24 protein-coding genes and 2 pseudogenes are annotated in these 25,364 nt (G+C 70.3%); 13 read left to right on the top strand and 13 right to left on the bottom strand.

Features of this window, described 5'->3' with window-relative positions:
* Positions 1–3,282, top strand: a 3,282-nt coding sequence (locus ACODSY_RS21450; RefSeq protein WP_488953923.1) for a strawberry notch family protein, incomplete at its 5' end; no start/stop codon positions are given.
* Here ACODSY_RS21450 and ACODSY_RS21445 read toward each other — a convergent pair.
* Positions 3,283–3,597 carry a hypothetical protein gene (locus ACODSY_RS21445; RefSeq protein ID WP_488953922.1) on the bottom strand — a complete coding sequence of 105 codons (315 nt, stop codon included), beginning with the start codon at positions 3,595–3,597 and terminating at the stop codon, positions 3,283–3,285.
* Positions 3,598–3,769: 172 nt separating this feature from the next.
* On the opposite strand from ACODSY_RS21445, the gene ACODSY_RS21440 reads away from it, so the two are divergent.
* Both ACODSY_RS21440 and ACODSY_RS21435 read left to right on the top strand, forming a co-directional pair.
* Positions 3,770–4,123: a single-stranded DNA-binding protein gene (locus ACODSY_RS21440; RefSeq protein ID WP_488953921.1), complete on the top strand. Its 354-nt coding sequence runs from the start codon at positions 3,770–3,772 to the stop codon at positions 4,121–4,123.
* A gap of 24 nt (positions 4,124–4,147) precedes the next feature.
* Positions 4,148–4,552 (top strand): single-stranded DNA-binding protein, encoded by a 405-nt coding sequence (locus ACODSY_RS21435; RefSeq protein WP_488953920.1) that lies wholly within the window; start codon positions 4,148–4,150, stop codon positions 4,550–4,552.
* A 131-nt stretch (positions 4,553–4,683) separates the two neighbouring features.
* Here ACODSY_RS21435 and ACODSY_RS21430 read toward each other — a convergent pair whose 3' ends face one another.
* On the bottom strand, positions 4,684–5,355 hold the full coding sequence (locus tag ACODSY_RS21430) for a hypothetical protein (RefSeq protein ID WP_488953919.1): 672 nt from the start codon (positions 5,353–5,355) through the stop codon (positions 4,684–4,686).
* Between the two features lie 227 nt (positions 5,356–5,582).
* Here ACODSY_RS21430 and ACODSY_RS21425 point away from each other — a divergent pair, with 227 nt between their 5' ends.
* The 8 genes and pseudogenes from ACODSY_RS21425 to ACODSY_RS21390 all read left to right on the top strand — a co-directional run bounded on the left by ACODSY_RS21425 (position 5,583) and on the right by ACODSY_RS21390 (position 13,755).
* The gene (locus tag ACODSY_RS21425; RefSeq protein WP_488953918.1) at positions 5,583–6,077 is read left to right on the top strand and encodes a GcrA family cell cycle regulator; all 495 of its coding nucleotides are present in this window, start codon (positions 5,583–5,585) and stop codon (positions 6,075–6,077) included.
* Positions 6,078–6,324: 247 nt separating this feature from the next.
* Positions 6,325–7,254 (top strand): DUF2493 domain-containing protein, encoded by a 930-nt coding sequence (locus tag ACODSY_RS21420; protein WP_488953917.1) that lies wholly within the window; start codon positions 6,325–6,327, stop codon positions 7,252–7,254.
* 354 nt (positions 7,255–7,608) lie between these two features.
* Positions 7,609–8,799 (top strand): DUF3363 domain-containing protein, encoded by a 1,191-nt coding sequence (locus ACODSY_RS21415; RefSeq protein ID WP_488953916.1) that lies wholly within the window; start codon positions 7,609–7,611, stop codon positions 8,797–8,799.
* A 358-nt stretch (positions 8,800–9,157) separates the two neighbouring features.
* Positions 9,158–10,603: pseudogene (locus ACODSY_RS21410) on the top strand (hydantoinase/oxoprolinase family protein); the annotation flags it as partial.
* Positions 10,604–10,925: 322 nt separating this feature from the next.
* Positions 10,926–11,070: pseudogene (locus ACODSY_RS21405) on the top strand (hypothetical protein).
* Positions 11,045–12,796 (top strand): hydantoinase B/oxoprolinase family protein, encoded by a 1,752-nt coding sequence (locus tag ACODSY_RS21400; RefSeq protein ID WP_488953915.1) that lies wholly within the window; start codon positions 11,045–11,047, stop codon positions 12,794–12,796. The pseudogene ACODSY_RS21405 and the gene ACODSY_RS21400 overlap by 26 nt, the downstream one beginning before the upstream one ends.
* 26 nt (positions 12,797–12,822) lie before the next feature.
* A complete protein-coding gene (locus ACODSY_RS21395; RefSeq protein WP_488953914.1) occupies positions 12,823–13,443 on the top strand; it encodes a hypothetical protein in 621 nt (206 codons plus the stop codon).
* Between the two features lie 36 nt (positions 13,444–13,479).
* Complete coding sequence (locus tag ACODSY_RS21390; protein ID WP_488953913.1) at positions 13,480–13,755, top strand: DUF1294 domain-containing protein; 276 nt, start codon at positions 13,480–13,482, stop codon at positions 13,753–13,755.
* Here the strand turns inward: ACODSY_RS21390 and ACODSY_RS21385 are convergent.
* From ACODSY_RS21385 to ACODSY_RS21360, 6 genes are all read right to left on the bottom strand, one after another.
* On the bottom strand, positions 13,737–14,900 hold the full coding sequence (locus ACODSY_RS21385; RefSeq protein ID WP_488953912.1) for a pyridoxal phosphate-dependent aminotransferase: 1,164 nt from the start codon (positions 14,898–14,900) through the stop codon (positions 13,737–13,739). The genes ACODSY_RS21390 and ACODSY_RS21385 overlap by 19 nt on opposite strands.
* Before the next feature lie 12 nt (positions 14,901–14,912).
* Entirely contained in the window at positions 14,913–15,683 is a 771-nt protein-coding gene (locus ACODSY_RS21380) for a thioesterase family protein (RefSeq protein ID WP_488953911.1), read from the bottom strand.
* A gap of 25 nt (positions 15,684–15,708) precedes the next feature.
* Positions 15,709–16,956, bottom strand: coding sequence for a dicarboxylate/amino acid:cation symporter (locus ACODSY_RS21375; RefSeq protein ID WP_488953910.1), 1,248 nt, complete (start codon positions 16,954–16,956; stop codon positions 15,709–15,711).
* Positions 16,957–17,042: 86 nt separating this feature from the next.
* Positions 17,043–17,219: a hypothetical protein gene (locus tag ACODSY_RS21370; protein WP_488953909.1), complete on the bottom strand. Its 177-nt coding sequence runs from the start codon at positions 17,217–17,219 to the stop codon at positions 17,043–17,045.
* A 77-nt stretch (positions 17,220–17,296) separates the two neighbouring features.
* On the bottom strand, positions 17,297–18,100 hold the full coding sequence (locus tag ACODSY_RS21365; protein ID WP_488953908.1) for a peptidylprolyl isomerase: 804 nt from the start codon (positions 18,098–18,100) through the stop codon (positions 17,297–17,299).
* Positions 18,101–18,149: 49 nt separating this feature from the next.
* Positions 18,150–18,755 (bottom strand): beta/gamma crystallin-related protein, encoded by a 606-nt coding sequence (locus tag ACODSY_RS21360; RefSeq protein WP_488953907.1) that lies wholly within the window; start codon positions 18,753–18,755, stop codon positions 18,150–18,152.
* 210 nt (positions 18,756–18,965) lie between these two features.
* Here ACODSY_RS21360 and ACODSY_RS21355 point away from each other — a divergent pair, with 210 nt between their 5' ends.
* Positions 18,966–19,667 (top strand): pirin family protein, encoded by a 702-nt coding sequence (locus ACODSY_RS21355; RefSeq protein WP_488953906.1) that lies wholly within the window; start codon positions 18,966–18,968, stop codon positions 19,665–19,667.
* Positions 19,668–19,752: 85 nt separating this feature from the next.
* On the opposite strand, the gene ACODSY_RS21350 is transcribed toward ACODSY_RS21355, so the two are convergent.
* Together ACODSY_RS21350 and ACODSY_RS21345 are read right to left on the bottom strand one after the other, a co-directional pair.
* Positions 19,753–20,076 (bottom strand): UrcA family protein, encoded by a 324-nt coding sequence (locus ACODSY_RS21350; protein WP_488953905.1) that lies wholly within the window; start codon positions 20,074–20,076, stop codon positions 19,753–19,755.
* Positions 20,077–20,254: 178 nt separating this feature from the next.
* The gene (locus ACODSY_RS21345) at positions 20,255–20,464 is read right to left on the bottom strand and encodes a hypothetical protein (protein ID WP_488953904.1); all 210 of its coding nucleotides are present in this window, start codon (positions 20,462–20,464) and stop codon (positions 20,255–20,257) included.
* Between the two features lie 285 nt (positions 20,465–20,749).
* Between ACODSY_RS21345 and ACODSY_RS21340 the strand changes: the two genes are divergently transcribed.
* Complete coding sequence (locus ACODSY_RS21340) at positions 20,750–21,121, top strand: response regulator (protein WP_488953903.1); 372 nt, start codon at positions 20,750–20,752, stop codon at positions 21,119–21,121.
* Between the two features lie 199 nt (positions 21,122–21,320).
* On the opposite strand, the gene ACODSY_RS21335 is transcribed toward ACODSY_RS21340, so the two are convergent.
* The 3 genes from ACODSY_RS21335 to ACODSY_RS21325 all read right to left on the bottom strand — a co-directional run bounded on the left by ACODSY_RS21335 (position 21,321) and on the right by ACODSY_RS21325 (position 25,334).
* A complete protein-coding gene (locus tag ACODSY_RS21335; RefSeq protein ID WP_488953902.1) occupies positions 21,321–22,607 on the bottom strand; it encodes an NRAMP family divalent metal transporter in 1,287 nt (428 codons plus the stop codon).
* Positions 22,586–22,789 (bottom strand): hypothetical protein, encoded by a 204-nt coding sequence (locus tag ACODSY_RS21330; protein WP_488953901.1) that lies wholly within the window; start codon positions 22,787–22,789, stop codon positions 22,586–22,588. Before ACODSY_RS21330 ends, ACODSY_RS21335 begins: the two co-directional genes overlap by 22 nt.
* A 97-nt stretch (positions 22,790–22,886) precedes the next feature.
* Positions 22,887–25,334 (bottom strand): TonB-dependent receptor, encoded by a 2,448-nt coding sequence (locus ACODSY_RS21325; RefSeq protein WP_488953900.1) that lies wholly within the window; start codon positions 25,332–25,334, stop codon positions 22,887–22,889.
* Positions 25,335–25,364: the final 30 nt, after the last annotated feature.

Here is a 25,364-nt window from a genome sequence, read left to right as displayed (position 1 = left end):
GCCCCGGTGGGGCTGGCGCCGCGGGCCCGGGGGCTCGGCGGGCCGGCCGCGGCGCTGCGGTTCCTGGAGGGGGCCGCGGCGCTCGACTACACGGTGCGGGACGGGTCCGGCGAGGGGCGCGATGTCGGTCTCTATCAGGCGTGGGCCGGCCGCCTCGCCTTTGCCGAGGAACGGCCCCATCCGACGCCGCTGGTGGAAGCCGGCGCCATGGCCTCGGTGGCCGCCCCGGCGCCGAGCTATCGCCCCGTGCTGCCCCCGGCGCTGCGGGTGGAGGGTCGGCTGTCCGACGCCCAGACCGAGACCGTCGTCTATGCGGGCGAGGCGCATTCCGCCCTGCTGCCCGGATGGTGGGCGCTGGGCGAGACCGGGCACGATCTGCGCCTCGCGGACGCGAACCGTGAGGACGCGGTCCGGCTGCGGCGCGGCATGTTCCTGGGCGACGGGACCGGCGCCGGCAAGGGCCGGCAGATCGCCGCGGTCATCGCCGACAACATGGCCCAGGGGCGGCTGCGGGCGCTCTGGCTCTCGCGCAACGAAGCGCTGCTGGAGGACGCGCGCCGCGACTGGAAGGCGATCGGCGGCTCGGTCCACGACGTGGTCGCCCAGGGTCGCTGGAAACAGGGCGAGGCGATCCGGATGGAGCGTGGCGTGCTCTTCACCACCTACGCCACCCTGCGCCAGCCCGCCCGCGGCGGCCGGCCCTCGCGCCTCGACCAGATCGTGGCCTGGCTGGGCGGCGACTTCGACGGCGTCGTCGTCTTCGACGAGGCGCACGCCATGGGGGGCGCCGCCGGCGGCGTGGGCGGCCGCGGCCCGAAGAAGGCCTCACAGCAGGGGCTGGCCGGGCTGGCGCTGCAGAACCGCCTGCCGACCGCGCGCGTCTTTTACGTCTCGGCGACCGGGGCCACCGAGCCCGCCAACCTCGCCTATGCCGCGCGCCTGGGCCTGTGGGGAGGCCCCGAAGCCCCCTTCGCGACGCGGGCGGACTTCCTCGAGGCCGCCGAGGCCGGCGGGATCGCCTTCATGGAGCTGGTGGCGCGCGAGCTGAAGGCCATGGGACTCTACGTCGCCCGCAGCCTGTCGTTCGAGGGGGTCGAGTACGCGCCGCTCGAGCACGCCCTGACGCCCGACGACGTCGGCATCTGGGACGCGTGGGCGGACGCCTTCCAGTTGATCCACGCCAACCTCGGCGCCGCCTTGCGGACCGTCGGCGTCGTGGATGACGACGGCAAGGTCGCCAGTGGGGCGGCGCTGAGCGCGCTGCGCTCGGCGTTCGAGAGCGCCAAGCTGCGGTTCTTCGGCCACCTGCTGGCCGGGCTGAAGGCGCCCAGCCTGGTGGGGGCCATCCGCCGCGACCTGGGGGCCGGGCGCTCGGCGGTCGTGCAGATCGTCTCGACCAACGAGGCGGTGATGAGCCGCCGGTTGGCGGAGATCCCGCCCGAGGAGTGGTCGAACCTGCAGGTGGACCTGACGCCCAAAGAGTACGTCCTCGACTACCTGCGGGGCGCCTTTCCCACCGCCCTGATGGAGGCCATCGAAGGCGAGGACGGCGAGGTGACCCTCGTTCCGGTGATGCAGGACGGGCGGCCGGTGCATTCGCAGGCGGCGCTGCGCCTGCGCGACGAGACCATCGCCGGCCTGGCCAGCCTGCCGGCCGTGCCCGGCGTGCTGGATGCGCTGCTCGACGGCTTCGGGACGGGCGCAGTCGCCGAGATCACCGGGCGGTCGCGGCGCGTGGTGCTGCGCGAGGGCCGCCGCGTCGTCGAGCGGCGCGGGCCCTCCGCGGCGCGGGCGGAGACCGACGCCTTCATGGATGGGCGCAAGCGCGTCCTGGTGTTCTCCGACGCCGGCGGCACCGGACGCAGCTATCACGCCGCCCTCGATGCTGTGAACCGCGAGCGGCGCGTCCACTACCTGGTCGAGCCCGGCTGGCGCGCCGATGCGGCCATCCAGGGCCTTGGGCGCACGCACCGCACCCACCAGGCCTCCGCGCCCCTCTTCCGGCCGGCGACCACCGACATCCACGGGGAGAAGCGGTACCTGTCGACGATCGCGCGCCGCCTGGACTCCCTGGGGGCGCTGACCCGTGGCGAGCGGCGGGTGGCCGGCGCCGGCCTGTTCCGGGCGGAGGACAATCTCGAGAGCCCCTGGGCGCGCCGCGCGCTGCTGATCCTCTACGGGGCGCTCGCGCGCGGTGAGCTCGGTTGCTTCTCGCTGGGCGAGTTCGAGGGGAAAACAGGGCTGTCGCTGCTCGATGCCGAGGGTCTCTTGAAGGGGCCTGACGACCTGCCGCCGATCAACACCTTCCTCAACCGGCTGCTCGCGCTGCGCATCGCCGACCAGAACGCGCTCTTCGCCGACTTCGAGAAGATCCTGGCCGGCGTGGTGGAGCGCGCCGCGGCCGCCGGCCACCTCGACCACGGCGTCGAGGACATCGTGGCCGAGGACCTGCAGGTGCTGGCGGAGGAAACGGTGCGCACCGATCCGGCCACCGGCGCCGAGACCCGGCTCGTGACCTTTGCCCTGCGCTCGCGGCGCGAGCTGATGTCGCTGGACGAAGCGCTGGCGCGAGCGGGTGACCTGGGCGAAGCGGCCGTGCTGGCGATCAACAGCCGGTCCGGGCGCGCCGCCCTGGTCGAGCTCGGCCTGACGACGACCGACGACGAGGACCGCCTGCTGCCGGCCGTGCGGCTGCGCCGGCCGGACGGCAAGTCGCTGGAGACGGCCAGGGCGTTCGAGGAGTCGGCCTGGGCGCCGGCGGCGATGGAGGTCTGGCGCGCGGCTTGGGAAGCGGAGGTCGCCGCAGCGGATCCCTGGCGCACGCGCGAACTGACCCTGGCCACGGGTTTGCTACTGCCGGTCTGGGCGCGGCTGCCGGCCAAGGGCGCCCAGGTGCGCCGGGTGAAGGCGCCGGACGGGCGCCGCTGGCTGGGCCGTGTGCTCGACCCAGCCCAGGTCGCGGGGCTGAAGTCGGCGCTGGGCGTCACCAGCCTCGCCGACGCCTGGGCGGATGGGGCGACGGTGCTGCGCGAGACGCTCGAGCGCGGGGTCCAGCTTGGGCTCGCGGGCGGCTTCTGGCTGCGCCGCGCGCGGGTGATGGACCGCTGGCGGCTGGAGGTGGTGGGCGGGGCCGGCGACCGCGCGGCGCTGGTCGCGCTGGGCGCCTTCACCGAGATCATCGCCTACGCGCTGCGGGTTTTCGTGCCCGTGGACCAGCCGAAGGTGGTGGCGGCCGTGCTCGGGCGTCATCCGGTCGTCCAGGCGCTCGAGCCCGCGGCTTGATCAGTCGAGCTCGCCGGCGTGGGCCTCGGGGTTCAGGCCGGCGACGAGGTCGGCGTGCTCGGCCTCGCGCGTGGTGCGTGCGACGTTCAGGCGGACATAGAGACGGGCGCCGCGGCGGCCGGCGAGGGTCTGTCCGATCGCCGGGGCGGCGCCGGCCAAGCTCCGGGTGGACCCGCAGAACAGCACCTTGAGCCGCGGCGGCTGGCCGCTCGCGACCACGGCGTTGCCGGCCATCGCCGGGAGTTCGGCCGGATCGGCGCGGCGGAAGCGGTAGTGAGCTCCGGAGGCGCCCTGCAGGTCGACGAAGTCGGTCATCGCGCCTGCCTTAGCGTCCCTCGCGGGTCCGAGCCAAGGCGTGATCGTGTCCGCTTCGCGGCCGAGCTGCGCCGCCGGAGGGCGTCGCGGCCTGGAGGCGGAGGGAGGGCTTCGCCGGGTGAAGCCGGCCCGGGATTGGGCCTCGGGGCTTCGGATCCACAAGGAGACTGTGATGCAAAACGTCGTGTTCGTGGGCCGCCTGGCGGCCGATCCTGAGGTGACGGAGGACTACGCCAAAGCCGTCTTCCGGCTGCTGGAGAACCGGGGCCGCAACGCCGCCGGGGATCCTCGGGTGGTGGGGATCAACTGCGTCAGCTGGGCCAAGGGCCTCAACGAGCGGGTGATCGCCGAGGGGCTCGCCGCCGGCTGCGAAGTGGTCGCCGTGGGCGTCTTCGTCGACAACCACTACGAGGCCCGCGAGGGCGGCGAGCGCGCCGCCAAGGAGTTGGTGATCCGCTCGCTCACCGTCCTCGATTGGGCCGCCGACCGCGCCTCCGACGCCGCCGCCGACCAGCGCGCGGCCTGATCCCTCAGACTTAGGAGACTGACCATGCAAAGCGTGATCATCGAAGGCTATCTGGCCGCCGATCCCTCGATCCTCGCCGCTCAAGGCTCCGGCCGGAAGCGCGCCAGCTTCCGCGTGCTGGAGACCGTGCGGTTCCGGCGCGGCGACGGCCAGCAGGGTGAGCGCACCACCGGCTTCAACTGCGTCTGCTTCAACGAGAAGACGGCGCAGGACTACATCGGTCCCTACGCCAAAAAGGGGGTCCGGGTGGTGGTGAGCGGCCATGTGGAGAACGACACCTGGACAGGCCGGGACGGGACCGCCCACTACGACCTGCGGCTGATCGTCGAGGGGTTGCGGATCAAGTCCCGCACGTCGCGCGATGAGGCGTCGCCGGCCGAGGACCCGGGCCCGCTGACAGCGGACCTGGACGACGAGATCCCGTTCTAGAGCCGAACGGAAATCCGGAACAGAAGAGGCGGTCAGCTCCCCCCGGAGCTGGCCGCTTCGCTTTTGGGCGCCGCGCCCGCGCCGAGGAACAGGCGAAGGCGCCGCCGCATCGCGCTGTCGATGTGGATGCCCTAGAGCGTGAACACCGGATGGCTGGGACGGCTCACGTGGCCCTCAGGGGCGAAGGTCGCGACGAGTTCAAGGGCGGCGTTGATCCGCCGCGGCGTCCAGCCGAACTGCTCGTGGATGTAGTGGGCGCTCAAATGGTCCTGCGCCAGCGCCTGCTCGGCAAGTCGGGCGGCGTCCTTCATCGGCGAGACCCCGCTGGCGAGGGGTTCGAAGAGCCAGAACAACGGCCAGGCGGCCCGGACCCTCGCGCCGCCGGCGCCGATGACCGGAGTGATCGTGACCAGGTCCGCATCGCCGAGCTCGTGGACAGCTTCCTCGACATCGCCGACCGCGCCGTCCGGAAACGCCGTGAGGATCTGGTCGAGGCCGACCGGATAGCCAGGCGCCCTTTCGTCCTCGCCGAGGAGCCAAAGGGCGACGTCCACGGCGACATCCGTCAGAACCAGCTCGGGTTGGTGGGCCGCCTCGAGGTTCGCCAGGCGCTCGGCGAGGTCGTTCACCGTGGCGCTGATGTCGCCCTGCCAGCGCTCGACGTCTTGCGCGAACTGCGAGGGGTGGGTGGTCTGGAACAGACGGGTGATCGGTCCGACGACCGGGATCATCCCCACTCCGCTCTCCACCAGCGCGCGAAGTACGGCGTGACCCTTGTTCTCGATCGGCGGCGTCAGAGGCATCGGACGTCACAGCTACGGGGATTCGCGGATCGACCGCTGGGGAAGCTCATCGGCGAGGCGGGTTTAGGGCGTGCCCCGGCCTGACGGCCGGGTCGGGCTCTAGTCGCCTGCGGGCTCCCGGAGCCCCGTGCCGGGTCTCCGCCCATTCGGGTGACGATCCCTCACGCGAAGCCGAAGGAAGGGCGGGCGGAGGCGAGCCGATCGGGCTCGTCAGTGGGATCACCACCATGTCCGCACCCGTCAGCATCTGGACCGACGATCGTGTCCAGACCCTCAGCAAGCTCTGGCGCGACGGCCTGAGCGCCAGCCAGATCGCCCGAGACCTCGGCCATGGCATCACGCGCAACGCCGTCATCGGCAAGGTCCACCGACTGGGTCTCACCGGTCGCGCGGCTCCGCACGTCCCAGGGGCCGGTCGGCCAGACCAGCGCCGCGAGCGACGGGGACGCCTGCCCCGCCGGGCTGCGCCACACCGCGCGTCGCCTCCGCCGGCGGCCAGCACTCTGGACCTAGCGCTGCCGGCGACGGGAACGGTGACCGTGGTCAGCGTCCGATGGGGGCAGTGCCGCTGGCCGATGGGCGAACCCTTCAGGGACGACTTCTGCCTCTGCGGACGGCCCGCTGTTCGCGGGGCCTACTGTGCGCCTCACGGGGCGGTGGCCTATCGACCGACCGAGCGGAACCACCTCATCAAGCTCGCTGGTCGAGCAGCCCTGGCGTAACGGCGTCAGCACCCGGCGCGAGGGGCGCGCCGGACGGAGCGCCCGCCTCTGCGGGCGGGCGCAACGCCCCCACACAACGCCCTCTCATCCTGTCACGTCACCCGGGCCGTCAACGGCCTGCGGCCGTTCCCCTCCGCTTCGCGTGAGGCGCTCCGCTCCGGTGACTGCCCGGGGCCCGACGTGGCCAGGAGTGAGGTCGTTGCGCGTGGGGCGCATCGGCGATTCCTCAAACCACGGAGTCCCTCCGATGACCTTTTCCCTTCATGCCTTCTCGACCTCGGACACCGCTTTCGACGTGCAGGCGTCGGCGCTGGAAGACCCGCGGCCGCATCCGACCGAAGCCGCCCTCGTGCAGCTCGGACACGCCGTGATGACGGAGCTTCTGGACCTGGTGGGCGACACCGCCCTGGAAGACGTGCAGACGATCCTGGCGGAGAGCTTGATCGGCGCCTTCCATTCGGCGGCAGGGCGGATCGAGCGCGACGCGGAGCGCGCTCGCGACCGGATGAAGATCCTGGACCGAGACTTTGACGGCTCCGAAATGGCCGACACCGAGCTGCAGGAGGCGACTCGGGCGGCCCGGGGGATGGATGTGGCGCAGGCCGGCTGCGAGCTGGTGCGCGATGCGGCGGCCGAAGTCTATACGGCGGCGACGGGCGAGGTCTGGTCGCCGTGGCGGGGCAGCCGCCGGGGCACCCGGCTCACCGCCGCCCAGCTGGAGGCCAAGCAGGCCCTGCGCGGCATCGCCGGGCGCAAGATGACCGAAGCCGACCCCGGCGGTCCGGTGGTGGCCTTCCGGGCCGCGCCGCTCGCGAACAGCGGGGTGGACGCCGCTCGAATCTTCGACGCGCTGAATTGGGCGCGGGCGCAGTGGCCGGACATGGCGCTGGCGACGACCGGGGCGAAAGGCGCGGAGCGACTGGCGATCCGCTGGGCGCAGCAGAAGGGTGTGACGCTGGTGCTCGCCAGGGCGGACTTCGACCGCCACGGCAAGGCCGCGCCCTTTCGGGCCAACGATGAGCTGATGGCGCTGGATCCGACCTGCTGCATCACCCTGGTGCAGTCACTGGATGAGGACCGGGCGGCGGGGAGCCATCCGTTCGGGCCCGCCTTGAACCTCGCGCAGCAGGCGGCCGCGCGGGGGGTGCAGCATCTGACGATCCGGCGCCGCGGCTAAGCCGCCGGCTTCAGTCTTTCGACCTGACCCGCTCGGCTCCGGCCGGGCGGGTTTCTTCGTTTGGCCGATGCAGCGACGAGACTCGGTTTAGACGTCGGGAAGGTCTCGGCTCGCGACCAATTGCGCGATGTTGTCGTCGTATGATTTGGATTGATGAACGGGTGGATTTCGGGGCTTAGGGCAAGATAAAAGAGGTGTTTTTCGCCTCGCGTTGCTATAGTCTTTTCAGCTGGTTATCTCGGCGCTCGCGCACTTCGACAACTTGTCGTGACGCACCGGCGCTTGCCGCGGTTCTCGCTTCCTATGCTGGCTCGCGATGCGATCGACGTCCGACTTTCCGCCTCCGGCGCAGACATGCCTGGCCCACGGCTGGCGCGCCTTCCCACCCGCCTGAAGGCCGACCGCTTCCCCGCCCGCACCGCCATCCTCCAGCGCCTCGCCGCGTCCAGGATCTTCGCCTATGGCGACCGCGCTGGGGTCCTTCGATCGGCCCAAGCGCGCTCCGGCCGTGCCTTCCGCCTCGACGTCCGGCAGCGTGTGATCGTCAAGGCCTTGGTGTCCCGTCACACCGGTCACGGCGTTGCGCGCGGAGCCGCCCTCGCAGCTCATGTGACTTACCTTGGGCGTCCCGGCACGGCGCTTGAGAGCGACCACCCCGCCTTCTTCGATCGGGCGTCGGACGAGCTTGATCCGACCGCGGCGACGGCCGGCTGGGGTGAGGACCGTCATCACTTCCGCTTCATCATCTCGCCGGAGAACGGCGACCGGATCGCCGACCTCAACCGGTTCACGCGGGAGACGATGCGGCGGGTCGCCGAGGACCTGGGCGAGCCTGAACTTCGGTGGGTCGCGATCTGCCACTACGACACCGACCAGCCTCACGCTCACATCCTGCTGAGGGGTCGGCGGGCCAGCGGGCGAGACTTGGTGATCCCGCGCGATTACATCGGCTACGGCTTCCGGGCGCGCGCCCAAGAGGTGGCCCACGAACTGCTCGGCGAGCTTTCCCGCGCCGAGGCCGAGCAGCGGATCTGGCGGGAAACCCAGGCTGACCGGTTCACGGGCTTCGACCGCAGGCTCCTGCAGGCCGCGGACGCCGACCGCGGCGTCGATGACGGTGTGGGCGGCAGCAACGCCTGGGCTGCGCTGACCCGAGGCCGATTGCGTCACCTAGAAGCGCTCGGTCTGGCGACCCGTCACGGCCGCCGCTACCGGCTCCATCCCGACCTGGAGGCACAGCTCCGAACGCTTCAACTTCGCCGGGACATCATTCGCAGCCTCCAGCAGCGGCGTCTGGAGTCTGGGCGCGATGTCCGCGAACTCGGCAAGGCGCCGGTGCGGGGCAAGGTCGTGAGGGTCGGCCGTCACGATGAGATGGGCGCGTCAGCCTGGGTGATCGTGCGGGACGCGGCGGGCCAGGAGCACTTCGCGCGGCTCAAGCTCGGGCAAACGATGCCGAGCGTGGGCCGCGGGGTCGAGCTCGTGCCGACGGCCCAGGGCGCGAAGATCAACGGGCTCGGGCGGTCGGCCGACCTCGGCCGGTGATCGTCCGATCGCTTGCAATACGCCGCTTCCAGCTCGCTCCCGACCTCCACGCGGCGCTCTGCAGCACGCGGGGCTGGGGCGTGAAACCGTACCGCTACCTGCCCGCGGTGATTCGCTGTGCTCCGTGAATTGGCGTGAAACAGACGGAAGGGCGACGTTGCCCGAATGCGGACGAAAGGCACGAAGGTTTGATCGAACTTGTAGGGCGGCTTGTAGGGCGACACCAACACCACGAAAAATATGATTATAAATCAATAGCCTATGGCGCAGAAAGAAATTCTGCGCCAGAAGCTCATTTCGCTATGGCATGCCTTACGACCGCGGCGGCCGCGTGACAATCATCCCAAGGGGTTAAGTTTTGGACAGGGTTTTCGCCTTCTGGATCGATCGCGGGGGCACGTTCACCGACGTGATCGGCCGCGCCGACGACGGCGAAGAGGTCTCAGCCAAGCTGCTGTCGGCCTCGCCCGCCTATCCGGACGCCGCCGTGGAGGCCATGCGGCGGATCCTGGGCGCGGCGGCGGGCGAGCCGTTCCCCGCCGCCCGCGTGTCGGCCATCAAGATGGGCACGACGGTGGCCACCAACGCGCTGCTGGAACGGGCCGGCGCCAAGACCCTCTTCGTCACCACCGAAGGATTCGCCGACGCCCTGGCCATCGGTGATCAGGCCCGCCCCGACCTGTTCGCGCTCAACATCGAGAAGCCCGAGCCGCTCTATGCCGGCGTCGTCGAGGCCTCGGAGCGGCTGGCGGCGGACGGTTCGGTGGTCGCACCGTTGGACACCGAAGCCCTGCGCGTGAAGCTGGAGGCCGCGGTGGCCCAGGGCTTCACCTCGGCGGCCATCGCCTTCCTGCACGCCGACCTCAACCCGGCGCATGAACAGGCGGCGGGCGAAATCGCCCGGGCCGCTGGGTTCGACTTCGTGGCCCTGAGCTCCGAGGTCTCGCCCCTGCCCCGCTTCATTCCGCGCGCCGAGACGACGGTGGCCGACGCCTACCTGACGCCGGTGCTGCAGGCTTATGTGCGCCGCGTCGCCGACGCGGTGGCCGGCGCGCCGCTCTACTTCATGACCTCGGCCGGCGGCCTGGTGCGCGCCGAGGCGTTCCGTGGCCGGGACGCCGTTGTGTCCGGGCCGGCGGGAGGCGTGGTCGGCGTGGCGCGCACGGCGTCCGAGGCCGGCGCGGAGGCGGTGCTGGGCTTCGACATGGGCGGCACCTCGACCGACGTCTGCCGCTTCGCCGGCCAGCTGGAACGGCGCGACGCGGCGAAGGTGGCGGGGGTGAAGTTGCGCAGCCCCATGCTGGACGTGGAGACGGTGGCGGCCGGCGGCGGATCGGTGCTGGCCTTCGACGGGATGCGCGCCCGTGCGGGCCCCGCCAGCGTCGGCGCCGATCCGGGCCCGGCCTGCTACGGCCGTGGCGGGCCCGCGGCGGTCACCGACGCCAACCTGGCCCTGGGCCGGCTGGATCCGCGCTTTTTCCCTTCGGTGTTCGGGCCCAAGGGCGACGCGCCGTTGGATCCGGCCGCGAGCCGTGCACGGCTGGAGGCGCTGGCCGAGGCCATGGGCGCGGAGAGCCTCGAGGCGGCCGCGGAGGGATTCGTCGCCGTGGCCGTCGAACAGATGGCCCAGGCGGTGCGCCGCATCTCGACGGAGCGCGGCTTCGACCCGCGCGAGCACGCCTTGGTGGCGTTCGGCGGCGCGGCGGGCCAGGTGGCCTGTCAGACCGCGGAGGCGCTGGGCGTCGGTGCGGTGCTGTGCCCGAAGTACGGCAGCGTTCTGTCGGCCTGGGGCATCGGCCAGGCGCAGGTGACCGCGCTGCGGCAGGCGGGCGTGGAAGCGCCGCTGGCGAGCGGGCTGGAGGCGGCGAAGGCGGCGCTGGCGGGGATCGAGGCGGAGGCGCGCGCCGACATGGACGCCCAGGGGGCCGAGGCGGCGGAGATTCGCCGGACGCTGCGCCTGCGCTACGACGGCGCCGACGCCGAGCTGCCGGTCCCGCTGAGCGACGCGGCGATCGCACAGGCGGCGTTCGAGCAGGCCCACCAGCGCCTGTTCGGCTTCATCGAACCGCAGCGCCCGATCCTGATCGCGGCGGTGGAGGCGGAGGCCGTGAGCGCCCCTTCTTCCCTTGCGGGAGAAGGTGTCGCCCGAAGGGTGACGGATGAGGGGTCGCGCGGCGAGGGAAGCAAAACCCCTCATTCGACCCGCTCCGCGGGCCACCTTCTCCCGCAAGGGGAGAAGGTCCGCATGTACGCGTTCGGGGCCTGGCATGACGCGCCAGTCGTCGCGGCGGAGACTCTGCAACAGATTGAAGGCCCGGCCCTCGTCGTCCGGGCCGACACCCAGATCGCGGTGCTGCCCGGCTGGCGCGCCGTCGCCCAACCGAAGGGCCTGATCCGGCTCGCCCGCACCACCGCTGCCACGCGCCAGGCCATCGCGCTCGACAGGCCGGACCCGGTCACGCTCGAACTCTTCAATCGCCGCTTCATGGGCGTGGCCGAGGCCATGGGCGCGGCGCTGGAGCGCACGGCGCACTCGGTCAACATCAAGGAGCGGCTGGACTTCTCCTGCGCCCTGTTCGACGCCGACGGCGGGCTGGTGGCCAACGCGCCGCACATGCCGGTGCACCTGGGCTCGATGGGCGCCAGCGTGCGCGCCGTTCGCGACCGCCACCCCGAGCTGAAGCCCGGCCAGGCCTTTGCGCTGAACAACCCCTACGCTGGCGGCACCCACCTGCCGGACATCACTGTCGTCATGCCGGTGTTCATGGCCGAGGCGGACGCCCAGGCTAGCTTCTATGTGGCCGCCCGGGGCCACCACGCCGATGTGGGCGGGATCCAGCCGGGCTCCATGCCGCCCTTCTCGAAGACCATCGACGAGGAGGGCGTGATGCTGGACGCCCTGCCGATCATGCGCGACGGCCGCTTCCTGGAGGCCGAGACCCGCGCCGCGCTCGCCGCCGGGCGCTGGCCGGCCCGCGCGCCCGATCGCAATCTGGCCGACCTCAAGGCGCAGGTGGCCTCCTGCCAGGCCGGCGCCGCGGCCGTCGCCGAGATGATCCGCGCCTACGGGGCCGAAGCCGTCGCCCGCTACATGGGCTTCGTGCAGGAGAACGCCGCCGAGGCCGTGCGCCGCGCCGTTGGCAAGCTCAAGGACGGCGAGGCCCGTGTGCCGATGGATGGCGGCGGCGAGATCGTGGTGCGCACGACCGTCGACCCGGCCGCGCGCGAGGCGGTGTTGAACTTCACGGCGAGCGCGGACCAGCTCGGCTCGAACTTCAACGCGCCCTCGGCCATCGTCGACGCCGCCGCCCTCTACGTCTTCCGGACGCTCGTCGACGACGACATCCCGCTGAACGCCGGGTGCCTGAAGCCGCTGAAGATCCTGACGCGCGACGGTTCGATGCTGGCCCCGCATCCGCCCGCGGCGGTGGTGGCCGGCAACGTCGAGACCAGCCAGCATGTGGTCGACGCGATCTATGCGGCGCTCGGGGTGATGGCCAACGCCCAGGGCTCGATGAACAATTTCACTTTCGGCGACGAGCAGCGGCAATATTACGAGACCATCTGTGGCGGGGCCGGCGCCACGGCGACCAACGACGGCGCCAGCGCGGTTCACACCCACATGACCAACTCGCGGCTCACCGATCCGGAGATCATGGAGCGGCGCTTCCCGGTCCGTGTCGAGCACTTCGGCCGGCGTCACGGCTCGGGCGGCGCGGGCGCGCGGCGCGGCGGGGACGGGGCGCGGCGGCGCATCCGGTTCCTGGCGCCGATGGAGGCCGCCCTGCTTTCCTCGCGCCGGGAGCATGCGCCGGAGGGCCTGCGCGGCGGATCGCCCGGACTGCCCGGCCGGCAGCGCTTGATCGCGGCCTCCGGCGCTGTCAGTGAACTTCCCGGCTGCTTCTCCGTTACGGTGGAGCTTGGCGACGCAATCGAGATCGAAACGCCGGGGGGCGGCGGGTTCGGCCCCGTGGAACCAGGTTCGGCGCAAAGCTGACAAAATCACTGAACACAAGGCTCTGAATGACTGCTCTCGCTATCGCGCTCGCCCTTTTCGCCCAGGCTCCGGAAGCGGCCGCGCCCGCCGCCGAGGCTCCGGCGCCCGCGGAAGACCGGCTGCCCGCCGGGGCGCCGCGCGACGACTACCAGTTCGTGGCCTGGTGCTACGGCGCCCTGCGCGGCTACCTCGACATGCACGACGAGATGATGCCCGAGGTCACCCGCATCGAGAGCCAGTTCCGCAAGCCGGGCACGAATCTGGAGGACGATCTCAAGGTCTATGCCGACATGCAGAAGACCGGAAAGACCCAGCTCAAGACCTTCCAGGCGGCGCTGACCGCCGCCGAGAAGGCCTCGGTGCGGCCCATCAACACCCTGGGCGCCACCGCCGTGCGCCAGGGGCGCCAGATCTGGAACACCGGCCCCGAGGTGACCAAGGCGCGCAAGGCCCAGGAATGGATGAGCTGGAGCCTGCCGGCCCGCTGCGAGACGGTCTCGGCCTCGCTCGAAAGCCGCGCCAAGCTCATGGGCGCCACGTTCAAGGTGAACGAGGAAAGCGCTGCGCCGGCCGAAGCCGCGCCGCCGGCCGAAGCGGCTCCGACTGAAGCTCCGACCACCGAGACTCCGCCGAACCCGGCGCGCTAACGCCGCCTTCATCGCGACGCGGCGACGCTCGGGCGCATGTTCGAGCTGTTCGCGCTCTATGTCCTGGCGATCAACGCCGCGACCTTTGCCACCTTCGCCCTCGACAAGCGGGCGGCGGAGCGGCGCGCGTGGCGGATCCCCGAGCGGCGGCTGTTGATGCTGGCGGCGTTCGGCGGATCCCCGGGCGCGCTGGTCGCCCAGCAGACGCTCCGTCACAAGACGCGCAAGGAGCCGTTCCGCACCGCCCTCTGGGCGATCGTGGCCGCGCAGGCCTCGGTGCTCGCCTGGTGCGCCTATCGCGCGCTGAGGTAGCGCGCCAGCCGCTCCAGGCCGGCGGCGTTCTTCTCGGGGCGGGCGGCGAAGCACCAGCGCAGCCACCCCTCGCCCTCCGGCCCGAAAGCCGCGCCGGGCGCCAGGCCCAGGCCCGCGTGCGCGATCAGGTCCTTGGCGAGCGCCAGCGAGTCCGTGCAGCCCTCGACCCGGAAGAAGGCGTAGAGCCCGCCGTCGGGCGTGGGCGCCTCGACGCCCGGCAAGGTGCGCAGAGCACCGATCACCTGGTCGCGGGCGGCCGCCAGTTCCGCCTTGAGCTCGGCCACCACCGCCTCCCCCTGCTCCACGGCCACCTTGGCGCCTTCCTGGATAAAGTCCGGCGCGCAGGAGGTGTTGTATTCGACGAGCACCCCCAGGCTCTCCAGCAGCGTCGGCGGGACCACCATCCAGCCCAGGCGCCATCCGGTCATGCGCCAGGCCTTCGAGAAACTGTTCACGCCGATGATCCGGTCCTGCGACGTCGCCAGCGGGAGGAACGACGGCGCCGACGGCCGGTCGAACGCCAGGCGCTCGTAGACGTCGTCGCAGATCAGCCAGATGCCGTATTGCCGACAGCGCTCCAGGATCGCCGCGCGGTCCTCGGCTGGGATCGTCCAGCCGGTCGGGTTGTTCGGCGAATTCAGGAACAGCGCCCTGGTGCCCGGCGTCAGCGCGGCCATCAACCGGTCCATATCGAGCCGCCAACGGCCCTGCCCCGCCTCCACGGGCACGACTTCGACCCGGCTGGACAGGATCTTGGGGATCTCCACCACGTTCGGCCAGATCGGCCCCGCCACCACCGTCCGGTCCCCGGGCGAGATGACGAGCTGGGCCGCCAGCATCAGGGCGTTGACGCCCGCACTGGTCACGGCGACGCGGTCCGTCGCAATCGGCGCGCCATGCAGACCGGTCAGGTAGCGCGACAGGGTCTCTCGCAGATCTGGGCGGCCCAGGTTGTGGGTATAGTAGGTGCGGCCTGCCAGCAGGGCGTCGGCCGCCGCCTGGCGGATGAACTCCGGCGTCGGCCGATCGCCCTCGCCGAACCAGAACGCCAGGATGTCGTCGCGGCCCATCCCGGCGTTGGCGACCTCGCGGATCTTCGACATCCGGAGGTCCAGGATTTCCTGGCGGGGCTGGGCGGGGAACATCGCCCCTAGGTGCTACAGCTTCCGCTTCTGCGCCAGCGCCGTGCAGCTCGCCGAGCCGATATGCCCCTGCGCGTCGTGCAGCAGGCAGTCGCCCACGGCGACGCCGTCGGTGGCGCCGTGCGTCAGGCTCTCGAAGCCGATCCACTCGCCCACCGGCTCGCGGTGCAGGTACAGCGTCACGTCGGTGTTGATGTAGCCCAGGCCCTGGTCGCCGACGTGGGCGAAGGGGCTGGCGAAGTCGGCGGCCACGGCGACGCGGACGAAGGGCGTCAGCGGGTCGCCGTCGACCACCTCGCGAACCTCCGCCATCCAGAGGCGGCGGGGCTCGACGCCGCGCATCTGGCCCGAGATCGGCTTGACCTTCCACATGCCGCCCATCGGGCTCTCGGGCGCCTGGGGCAGGTCGTCCGGATGCGCCGCGCCCCACGGCTCGCGCTTCCATACATTGCCGGGGGCGTTCTCGGTCTTGCGCAGGAGTTGGCAGGTCGCGCGACCCGCGCTGACGCCGCCCGAGATGAACTCGGCGTCGATCACCTTGATGCGATAGCCGTCCTTGACCGTGCGGGTCACCACCTCGACCGGCGACAGGTCCGGCAACTTGTACATGTCGACCGTCAGGCGCGCGGGCATGTACTCGGCCGAGCCATGGCGTTTTTCGATCTCGGCGCCGAGCAGGCCGATGATCACCCGGCCATGGAGTGAGTTCTTGTCCCAGGGGCCGATGCCCGCGGTGGTCGGGACGAAAAGATCGCCGTCTTTTCGAAAGAAGGGTTCGTTCTTCATGCGGGCCGGACCATGCCGGAACCGCTCAGGCTTGGGTAGTCGTCTCGGTGTTGGGCTCGTTGCGAGCCAAGATCGCGGTGACCGCCATGTCGCCGCAGACGTTGCCCAGCGTGCGGAAGATGTCGGGAACAACCTCTACGGCGAGCAGGATCGGCAGCAGCTCGATCGGCAGGCCGAGCGCTATGCAGATCGGCGCGACGCTGACGATGAACGACACCTGGCCCGGCAGGCCCACCGACCCGACGCTGACGGCCAAGGCGACGAACACCGCGCCGGTGTACTGCAGCATCGACGGCTGCAGGCCGTAGACGTGGGCGACGAAGACGCAGACGGCCAGGTTCACCGCCGGGCTGGTCATGCGGAACACCGCGACCGCCAGCGGCAGGATCAGGTTGGCGATGCGCTGGGGCACACCCAGGTCGTCCCGCGAGCGCTCGATCATCGCGGGCAGGCAGGCCAGCGACGACTGGGTGGCGAAGGCCGTCGCCAGCACCGGCGACGTGGCGCGCGCCCAGCGGCCCAGCGGCACGCGGCCGACCGTGATCGCCACCACGTAGGCCACGATCGCGATGACCAGGCCGGCCAGCGAGGCCACCACGATGTACTGGCCGAGGATCCCCGCCGCCCCGACGCCCGCGCGCAGGCCCACGCCCAGGCCCAGCGCGAACACGCCGATGGGCGCCGCCAGCAGCACCCAGCGCACGATGACGATCATCGCCTCGCCCAGCGCCTGGAAGACGTCGAGCAGGGTCTTCCCCTTGCCGTCGGTCAGACGGGTGAGCGCGAAGCCGGTGAAGACGGCGAACACGACCACGGGCAGGATCGCGTCCTCGGCGGCGGCCTTGATCGGGTTGGACGGCGCCAGGCTCTTGACCCACGCGACGAAGTCCGGGGCGGTCGCCACGTCGGCGGCGGGCGCCTGGGCGCCGGCCCGCAGCGCGCCGGCGGCCGTCTCGCCGACCGGCCAGACCGCCAGCACGCCGTTGCACAGCAGGACCGAGACGACCGCCGAAAGCAGCAGGAGGCCGAAGAACCAGAGCACCGCGCGCGCCGCGAGGCGGCCCGTGGCCGCGGCGTCGGAAACCTGGGCGATGCCGGTCACCAGAACCGCGAAGATCAGCGGCACGACGGTCATGCGCAGGGCGTTCAGCCACAGCCCGCCCAGCGCCTCGATACCCTCGATCAGCCGCCGCGCCCCGTCGCCGCCGTACGCGGCGGCGAACGCGCCCACGGCCACGCCCAACGCCAGCGCGATCAGCACCTGGACGCTCAAGGATCGAAGGAATTTCAAGACTTGGCCCCGCGGGATGATTCACCCGCGATGTGGCCCGGCGGGCATCTGGCCCGCAAGCGCTTAGGTTAGGCGGCGCGCGGCTGATAGCGCATCGAAAGCGATGCGGGCGCCGAGCCGTCTGCGTCACGCAGGCGTTCGGCGACGTCGTGCAACGCCCGTTCCTGGTCCGCAAAGCGGCCAAGCTCGCGACCTTCCCGGCGGACGACCCAGCCGTCCGGTTCCTCTACGACTTCAAAGCGCATTCTGCGTCCCGTTCCCGTGCAACCGGCTGTACGGGTGGGCGGGAACGACAACAATTGCGCGCATCGTCGCAGGAGCTTCACCGTAGCCGGATCGGGACCTCGACGTCGCAGATGCTGAAGGCGGCGCCCTTTTCTCGCTTGAGGGCCGCGACCTTGGCCTGGAAGGCCGGGCCGCGCGTGTCGGCCACCTCGATCCTGGGCCGCTCGGTCTCGGGAATGTCGGCCAGCATCCGCACCTTGAGCATCAGGTCGGGAACCTTGGGCGGCTCTCCGACCGCCACCGCCTGGATCGCGTCCCGCCCCGCCACCACGCGGCCGACGACGGTGTATTCGTGATCCAGCCGGCGCGACGGGCCGCGCATGAAGAAGATTTCGCTGTTGGCGGTGCCCGGGTCGGCCTGGCGCCCCATGCCCACGACCCCCGGGCAATAGGCGCCCCAGCCGCGCAGCCGCTTGTCGGGCCCCCGCGCCTGCTCGGCCGCCGAGACGGCCTGGAACGGGGTGGCGCCCACGAAACCGTCCCGCGCGTCGCTGCGGTCGACGACCACGGTGGCGGCCTCCTCGGGTATTCGGAAGCCGAACTCCGGCGGTAGATCGGGATGGGCCGAGGCGCCGCCATCGCGGTTGTTAGGATTGCCGGTCTGGGCGACGAAGCCGTCGATCACCCGGTGGAACTGTAGCCCGCTGTAGACGCCTTCGCGGGTCAGGAGCCTGATGCGCTCCACGGCCTTCGGCGCGAACTCTGGCCTCAGTTCGACGACGACCTGTCCCTTTGTCGTTCCGATGACCAGGGTGTTCTCAGGATCCAGCGGCCGCCAGTCGGACGCGGGCGCGGCGCCCATCAGCAGGATGGCGGCCGCGGAAATTCCAATCCGACGCATCTGTCCCTCCCCAACCTGGGCTGGAGAGGGGCAGGATGGTCAGTTCCGGTCAATACTTCCGGCACAGCAGATCGCGGATCACGGAGGAGCGGCCGATCATTTGGCCCTCAGGCCCGACGGCCTGGCTCGCGCGCTGGCTGGAGTCGTACCAGACCGCCGGGCCGAGCCCCTGGCGGCGGCAATACATGTCCGCGCCGCGGCTTCCGGCCGCCACGTCGATGCCGCCCAGGGTCGGGCGCGCGAAGAACACGGTGACCGTCCCGTCGACGCCGCGACCATCGGGACGACCGGGGAAGCCCGGGATAGGGCCGGGGCCGGGACCGCCCGGCCGCCCGCCGACCGGCTCGAGGGACGACATCTGCGCCATCAGGCCCAGGGTGTGCAGATTGGCCACCTCGCCGCGAACCTCCTGGCAGCGGCCCTTGAAGTCGTCGTGCTCGCAGATCAGCCAGCGGCCTTCGAACCGGGCGCTCTGGGCGCGGTCGTTGAAGCGCCACTTGCCGAGGTCGGGCGCGGACTGGGTGATCGTCACCGAGTTGCCCTGGAAGTTCGGCTGATCGTAAAGCGTCGCCGATCCGCCGCGGAACGGTTGGCCGTGAGCGCCGCTTCCCACAGCGAGGGCCGCCAGCGCGGCGATGCAGAACGTCTTGCTCATGTCGAAGGGCCTCCAGCCAATTGCCGCGCCAGTGGAGCTTCAGCGTAATGAACCGCGCCTGAAGGCGGACCGCAGGCCTGTGTCAGCCGGCCCCTATTGCTTCCGCCAGAGAGATAATCTTCTCCTTCAGCCGCGATTTATCACCCGAACAGAGCCATTATCTTACCCCTCGAACGGCGCGGCCACCCGCGCCAACCGGGAGACTTCGAGATGATCGACCGCAGACCCTTCGCGCGCCTCGGCGGCGCCGACCATGGCTGGCTCAAGGCTCGCCATCACTTCTCGTTCGCCAACTACTATGACCCGCAGAACATGGGCTGGGGCCCGATCCGCGTGTGGAACGACGACGAGATCGCCCCGAACTCCGGCTTCCCGCCGCATCCCCATGCGGACATGGAGATCGTCACCTACGTCCGGACTGGGGCGATCACGCACAAGGACAGCCTGGGCAACGAGGGCCGCACCGCGGCCGGCGACGTCCAGGTGATGAGCGCCGGGACAGGCATCCGCCACGCCGAGTACAATCTCGAGCCCGAGACCACGACGCTGTTCCAGATCTGGATCGAGCCGTCCGAGCGTGGCGGCCAGCCCAGCTGGGGCGCCAAGCCCTTTCCGAAGGGCGACCGGGCCGGGAAGTTCGTTACCCTGGCCAGCGGTGTCCCCGGCGATGCGGACGTGCTGCCGATCCGGACCAACGGCCGGGTGGCGGGCGCCACGCTGAAGGCCGGCGAGACCACAGAGTATGTGCTGGGCAAGGACCGGCACGCCTACCTCGTGCCGGCGGTCGGCGCCATCGAGGTCAACGGGGTTCGGCTGAACGCCCGGGACGGCGCGGCGGTGAAGGACGAAGACGTCCTGAAGGTGACAGCGCTGGAAGACTCTGAAGTCGTCCTGGTCGACGCCGCGGCCTGAGTATTGGCGAAGGTCTAGACGCGATTAGGCCCACAGCTGGGGCGGCTGTGGGCCTTTTCGCACGTCCGCTATTCGAAGGGAGAGCTTAGCGGGCGGCGAAGGTCTTGGCCGGCTGCGCGGCCTGGGCGGTGCGCAGCGCGGCGACTTTCTCGGAGAGCTCCAGCTTCACGCCGGCCCGGCAGTGGGCGGCGGCGCTCAGGCTGCGTTCGTCGCGGCAGAAGTCGCGGGCGGCGTAGTCGGCGCGCTTGGCGAAGGTGGCCATGCCCTCGGAGGTGAGCAGGTTGATGTCGGCGACCTTGACGGCGGCAGGCGCGGCCAAGGCCGAGGCCGGGAGCGACGCGATGGGGAGCGCGGCGAGGGCCAGCATGGCAAGGCCGGAGATGCGGTTGGTCAGGTTGAGCTTGTTCATGGTCGTTTCCTTCGGAGCGGTCTGTGCTCCGGCGGTGTTGTCCGCCGGCAAGGAAACGAATACTCGCGACCACGGATGAAAACCCGTGAATAGGGAGTAATGACACCGATTTAAGAATATTACAGACGCTTAATACTTAAACGACGCGTAATGTGACGTCTGAGCCGCCTGTGACGCCTCAGTGGAGGCAGGTGGGCTCCACCACGGTCTGGTCCCATTCGCCGTCCGCGTCGCAGACCAGCACCGGCCAGGGCATCTCGATCAGGCGCACCCAGTCGCCGGCGGCGGCGAGGGCCTCGTCACGCGTCTCGTAGGCGCCCAGGTCGCCGGCTTCGGCGTCCTGGAGAACCCAATGGCCGCTACGGGCCCGCACGGTGAAATCGAACATGGGATCTGCCCTCAATCGCCAGGCGATTCTCGCGAAGAGTGGTTTCCAAAGCACGAAGACCGCGCGTCGCACCCCATGCGACCCAGGCGCGCACCGAATGCGGCGCGACGCGGAACCAGGGCGAAGCTGGGCCGTTCTCCACGCGAGGGACTGAGGGCGGGAGGGAAGCGATGCACGCGACGGGCGATTGCCTAACACCTCCCGCGACATTCAGTTCATGTTCAACTAGACAGGTGTGATTGAACGATGCCGGATGACGCTGGCCTTCGTGTTGGAGTGCATGGAATGACCGCCCAGACGAGCCTGGAGGGGCTTCGCGTCCTCGTGGTCGAGGACGAAATGATGGTGTCCATGCTGATCGAGGACATGCTGAGCGACCTCGGCTGCACGGTCGTGGGCCCCGCTTCGCGCCTGGACGAGGCGATCGAACTGGCGAAGCAGGCCGAACTGGACTGCGCCGTCCTCGACGTGAACCTCGGCGGCCAGCCGATCTTCCCCCTCGCCGACCTGCTGCGGGAAAAGGGCGCGCCGTTCGCCTTCGCCACGGGCTATGGCGATGCGGGCCTTCGCGATGTGGATCGGGGTTCGCCGGTGCTGCAGAAGCCCTTCCGTGAGGGCGATCTCGCGCGCGTGCTAAGCGAGCTCAAGGCTCGCTAGAGCCAGAGGCCTAGAGGTAAGGGAAGGCCTGACCGGCCCAGTCGGTCACCAGCAGGCCGACCGACCCCACCAGGGCGCTGATCGCCAGAAGCAGCTTCACGTCTCGTCTCCTCGAAACCGGACAACCCGGTGCGAGGGAGCAAATAGTGCGCCAGCCACGGCTACGGTAGTTACCGTTTGTGCAGAATAGTTCTGCGTTTCACGCCGACAGCGCCATCGCCGCGACGGCGGCAGCCATCAGGGCGGTCGCGGCCCATCCCAGGGTGGCGACCGCCGGACCGGCCGTGAACCGGCCCAGGATCGGCCGCCGGGTCGCCACCAGCATCATCGCCGCCATGATCGGCACCGAGATGATTCCATTGACCACCGCGCTCCAGAACAGGGCGCGCATGGGATCCAGCCCGATCGCCGCGACGCCGATACCGAGGCCGATTGCGGCGGCGATGACGCCATAGAAGCCGGGCGCCTGCCGCGCCTTCAGCTCCAGGCCCCGCGGCCAGCCCATCAGGTCGCTCACCGCATAGGCCGCCGAGCCCGCCAGCACCGGGATGGCCAGCAGGCCCGTCCCCACCACCCCCAGGCTGAACAACGCGAAGGCGAGATCCCCGGCGATGGGGCGAAGCGCGCTGGCCGCCTCCGCCGCGGTCTGGATGTCGCGCACCCCATGCGCATGCAGGGTCACGGCGGTGGTCAAGATGATGAAGAAGGCGATGAGGTTGGACAGGCCCATCCCCAGCACGTTGTCGAGGGCGATCCGGCGCAGTTCCACCGGCGCGGCGGCCGGCTGGTCCAGGAGCGAGCCAGCGCCGCGCTCCTCCTCTTCCTCCACCTCTTCCGAGGCTTCCCAGAAGAAGAGGTAGGGGCTGATCGTGGTGCCCAGGATGGCCACGACCATCAGCAGGGCCGCATGGTCCAGCTTCAGCCGCGGCATGGCCGTGCGGGCGGCGAGCTCCAGCCAGTCCACCTGCACCGTGAACACCACGCCGACGTAGGCGAAGAGCGCCATGGTCAGCCACTTCAGGACGCTGACGTAGCGGTGGTACGGAACCAGGACCTGGATCAGGAGCGAGCCGGCGGCGAACGCCAGGGTCATGGCGTGGGCGTCCCAGCCGCTGACGAGCTGGGCCGCGGCGCCCATGGCCGCGAGATCGGCTGCGATGTTGAACACATTGGCCACGATCAGGAGCAGGACCAGCCCGGCGACGACCGGCCGCGGCAGGACGCGCGTGAGGTTGAGCGCCAGGCCCTGGCCCGTGACCCGGCCGATGCGCGCACTGATAGCCTGCACCGCCGTCATCAGCGGCAGAGTCAGGACGACGGTCCAGAGCATCTGGAGCCCGAAGACGGCTCCCGCCTGGGAGTAGGTTGCGATGCCGCTGGGGTCGTCGTCCGCCGCCCCGGTGATCAACCCCGGTCCCAGGCGGCGCAGCAGGCCGGTCGGCGGATCGGCGGGCGCGGTTGACGCTAGCGGTTCGGCGTCGGGCATTCGAGCAGGCGCAGCACCGCCGCACGGGCGCCTTCGTAGCGCGCGATGCGGCGAAGGCGCTTACCCGAAGCGCGCTTGCCGGATGTCAGGAGTTCGATCAACCGCCCGTCGATCTCCTCCAGGAGACCGCGGAGCTGGGCTTCCCGATGCTGCGCGGGAGCAGTGGGTGTTTCAGAGGCCATGACTAAAGCCTAGCCGGAGAGGCGCCGCCCGCGTTGATCTGGCGCAAAGGCGTCCTGGCGGATCGCCCCCGCCGCGAGGCGGCGGGGGCGGCCGTACTCAGTAGGTGTAGCGCAGAGCCACGCCGTAGGTGCGCGGCTGGCCCAGGAAGGCGTCGTACGAGCCCGACTGGAGCACCGCGTTGAAGCCCACCTGATAGTAGGTGTCGTCGAACAGGTTCTGGGCGAAGGCTTCCACCGCCCAGCGCTTGTCGGCGGACGACAGGCCCACGCGGGCGTTCACCAGAGTGAAGCCGGGCTGGTTCTTCACCGGATCGAGGTCCGAACCGGTGTTGTAGCCAGACACGCTCTTGGAGTTGATCGCAAAGCGGCCGACGAGCTCGTCGGTGATGTTGCGCTCGTAGGTCACGCCCAGCGAGCCAGACCACATCGGCGCCAGCGAAAGCCGCGCGCCGGGCAGGTTGCCGCCGAGGAAGAGCGGATTGCTCTTGGGGTAGTAGGTCTCGGCATAGGTGACGCCGCCGTTCAGGGTCAGGCCGTCGATCGGCGTGAACCACAGGAAGTCGAGGTCGACCCCCTTGGAAACGACCTTCGGCACCGAGGCGACCGAGAAGACGAGGCCGTTGAAGGCGTTCAGCTGGAAGTCGTTGTACTTCTGGTAGAACAGCGTGGCGTTCAGCAGGAGCTTGCGGTTCAGCAGCGTGCTCTTGGCGCCGATCTCATACGAGTCGACGGTCTCGGGCGCGAAGCTGGTGTCCAGCACCGGCGTGGTCGGCTGACCGACGACGGTCTGGTTGGTCGTCGCGATCCGGTCGAGGTTGAAGCCGCCGGCCTTGTAGCCCCGCGCGTAGGACGCGTAGGTCATCAGTTCCGGCGAGAACCGGTAGGCCAGCTTGGCGGTCCCGGTCAGCTTATCTTCGCTGAGGCTCTGCTTGTTCGTGCCCACGCGACCGAAGGCCGGGCTGTTGGAGGCCGCGCACAGCACCTGGTAGGGGCCGGACGCCAGCGTGCCGTCGGCGCGGATGAGCGCGGCGGGCACCCGGCCAGCCAGACCAGCCGCCCGGGCCAGCGCCAGCGAACAGCCGGAGCCGCCGTCGGTGTTGCTCCAGAAGGACTTCAGATCCTTGTCTTCCCAGGTGTAGCGCAGACCCACCGTCAGCTCGAGCGCGTCGGTGAACTGGTAGCTGTTGTTCGTGAAGAGCGAGAAGCCTTCCTCGCGCTGGTTGTAGAGGTCGTCCTGCCCCTGCCCCGCGACGAAGGTGGTCCCGAGCGGCCGGCCGGTGAACACCGACGAGAGCGTGTTGGAGAACAGGGCGTTGACGTACTGCTCGTACTGGGTCCCGTAGGTGACGGTCCGCACGTGCAGGCCCAGGTCTTCACGCGAGTAGAACGCGCCGACCAGCCAGTTCAGCTTGTCGGTCGCCCCGGCGAGGCGGACCTCCTGGGTGAAGGTCTTGAACTTGCTCGACCCCGGGTTGGAGCTTTCGCGCAGCGTCGGCGAGTAGAGGATGTCGGCGGTGGTCCAGTCCACGTCCGCGCCGCCGGTCTGGCTCCAGTCGCGCAGGGCCGTGACCGAGGTCAGCTTGGCGCCGCCCAGCCAAGGCGTCTTCCAGTTGGCTTCGACCGCCCAGCCCGAATCCTTCACGGTCTTCAGGAAGCTGCGGTTGCTGTAGTCGCGGAATTCGTCCGGATCGGGGGGATTGGCGAGCCCGCCGGGCGCCAGCGAATTGATGATCGCCTGGGTCGCGCCGTTCTTGATCTGCACCGCGCCGCAGCAGCGCTCGTCGCGCTTGGTGTAGTCCATGGAGACGTTCACATCCAAAGTGTCGGTGGGCGTGAACAGGATCTGGCCGCGGCCGGTGTAGAAGTTCTGGTCGTTGTTGTCCGGGCCGAGCGTCTTGTAATAGCCGTCGCGCTCGCGAGCCGCGACGTAGACCCGGGCCGCGACCTTGTCGGCGATGACCGGGCCGGTGAGCGAGATCGAGCCGCCGAAGCCGTCGAAGTTGGTGAACTGGGCTTCGGACGTCGCCCCCAGCTCGAACGAGGGCTTGCGGGTGATGATGTTGATGACGCCGGCGGTCGTGTTCTTGCCGAACAGCGTGCCCTGCGGACCCTTCAGCACTTCGATGCGCTCGGTCTCGCCCAGGTCGCTGAAGGCGACGCCGTTGCGGGGCCGGTAGACGCCGTCGATCACGACGCCGACGGACGATTCGAGGCCCGGGTTGTCGCCGACGGTGCCGATCCCGCGGATGCGGGCGGTGGTGACGGCGGAGCTGCTGGTCGAGGTGACCGTGAGGCCGGGCGCGACGATCGTCAGATCCTTGATGTCGCGAACGCCGGCGTCCTGCAGCTGTTGGGCGTTCACGGACGTGACCACGACCGGCACGTCCTGCAGACTTTGTTCGCGCATCTGCGCGGTGACGACGATTTCGTCGATCGTCGGACCCTCATCCGCCTGAGTGGCCTGAGCCATGGCGAAGGCAGGGGCCGCCAACACGAACGCGCCGACGGCCAGTGCACTGGCGCCGCGGAACAGTACTCGCTTCATGATTTTGTCCTTCCCTAGGGCGCTTCTGCG

Source organism: Phenylobacterium sp. FG114 (genome assembly GCF_057809855.1).
The sequence above is the reverse complement of the archived record's forward strand: the minus strand, read 5'-3'. Positions and strand labels throughout refer to the sequence as shown.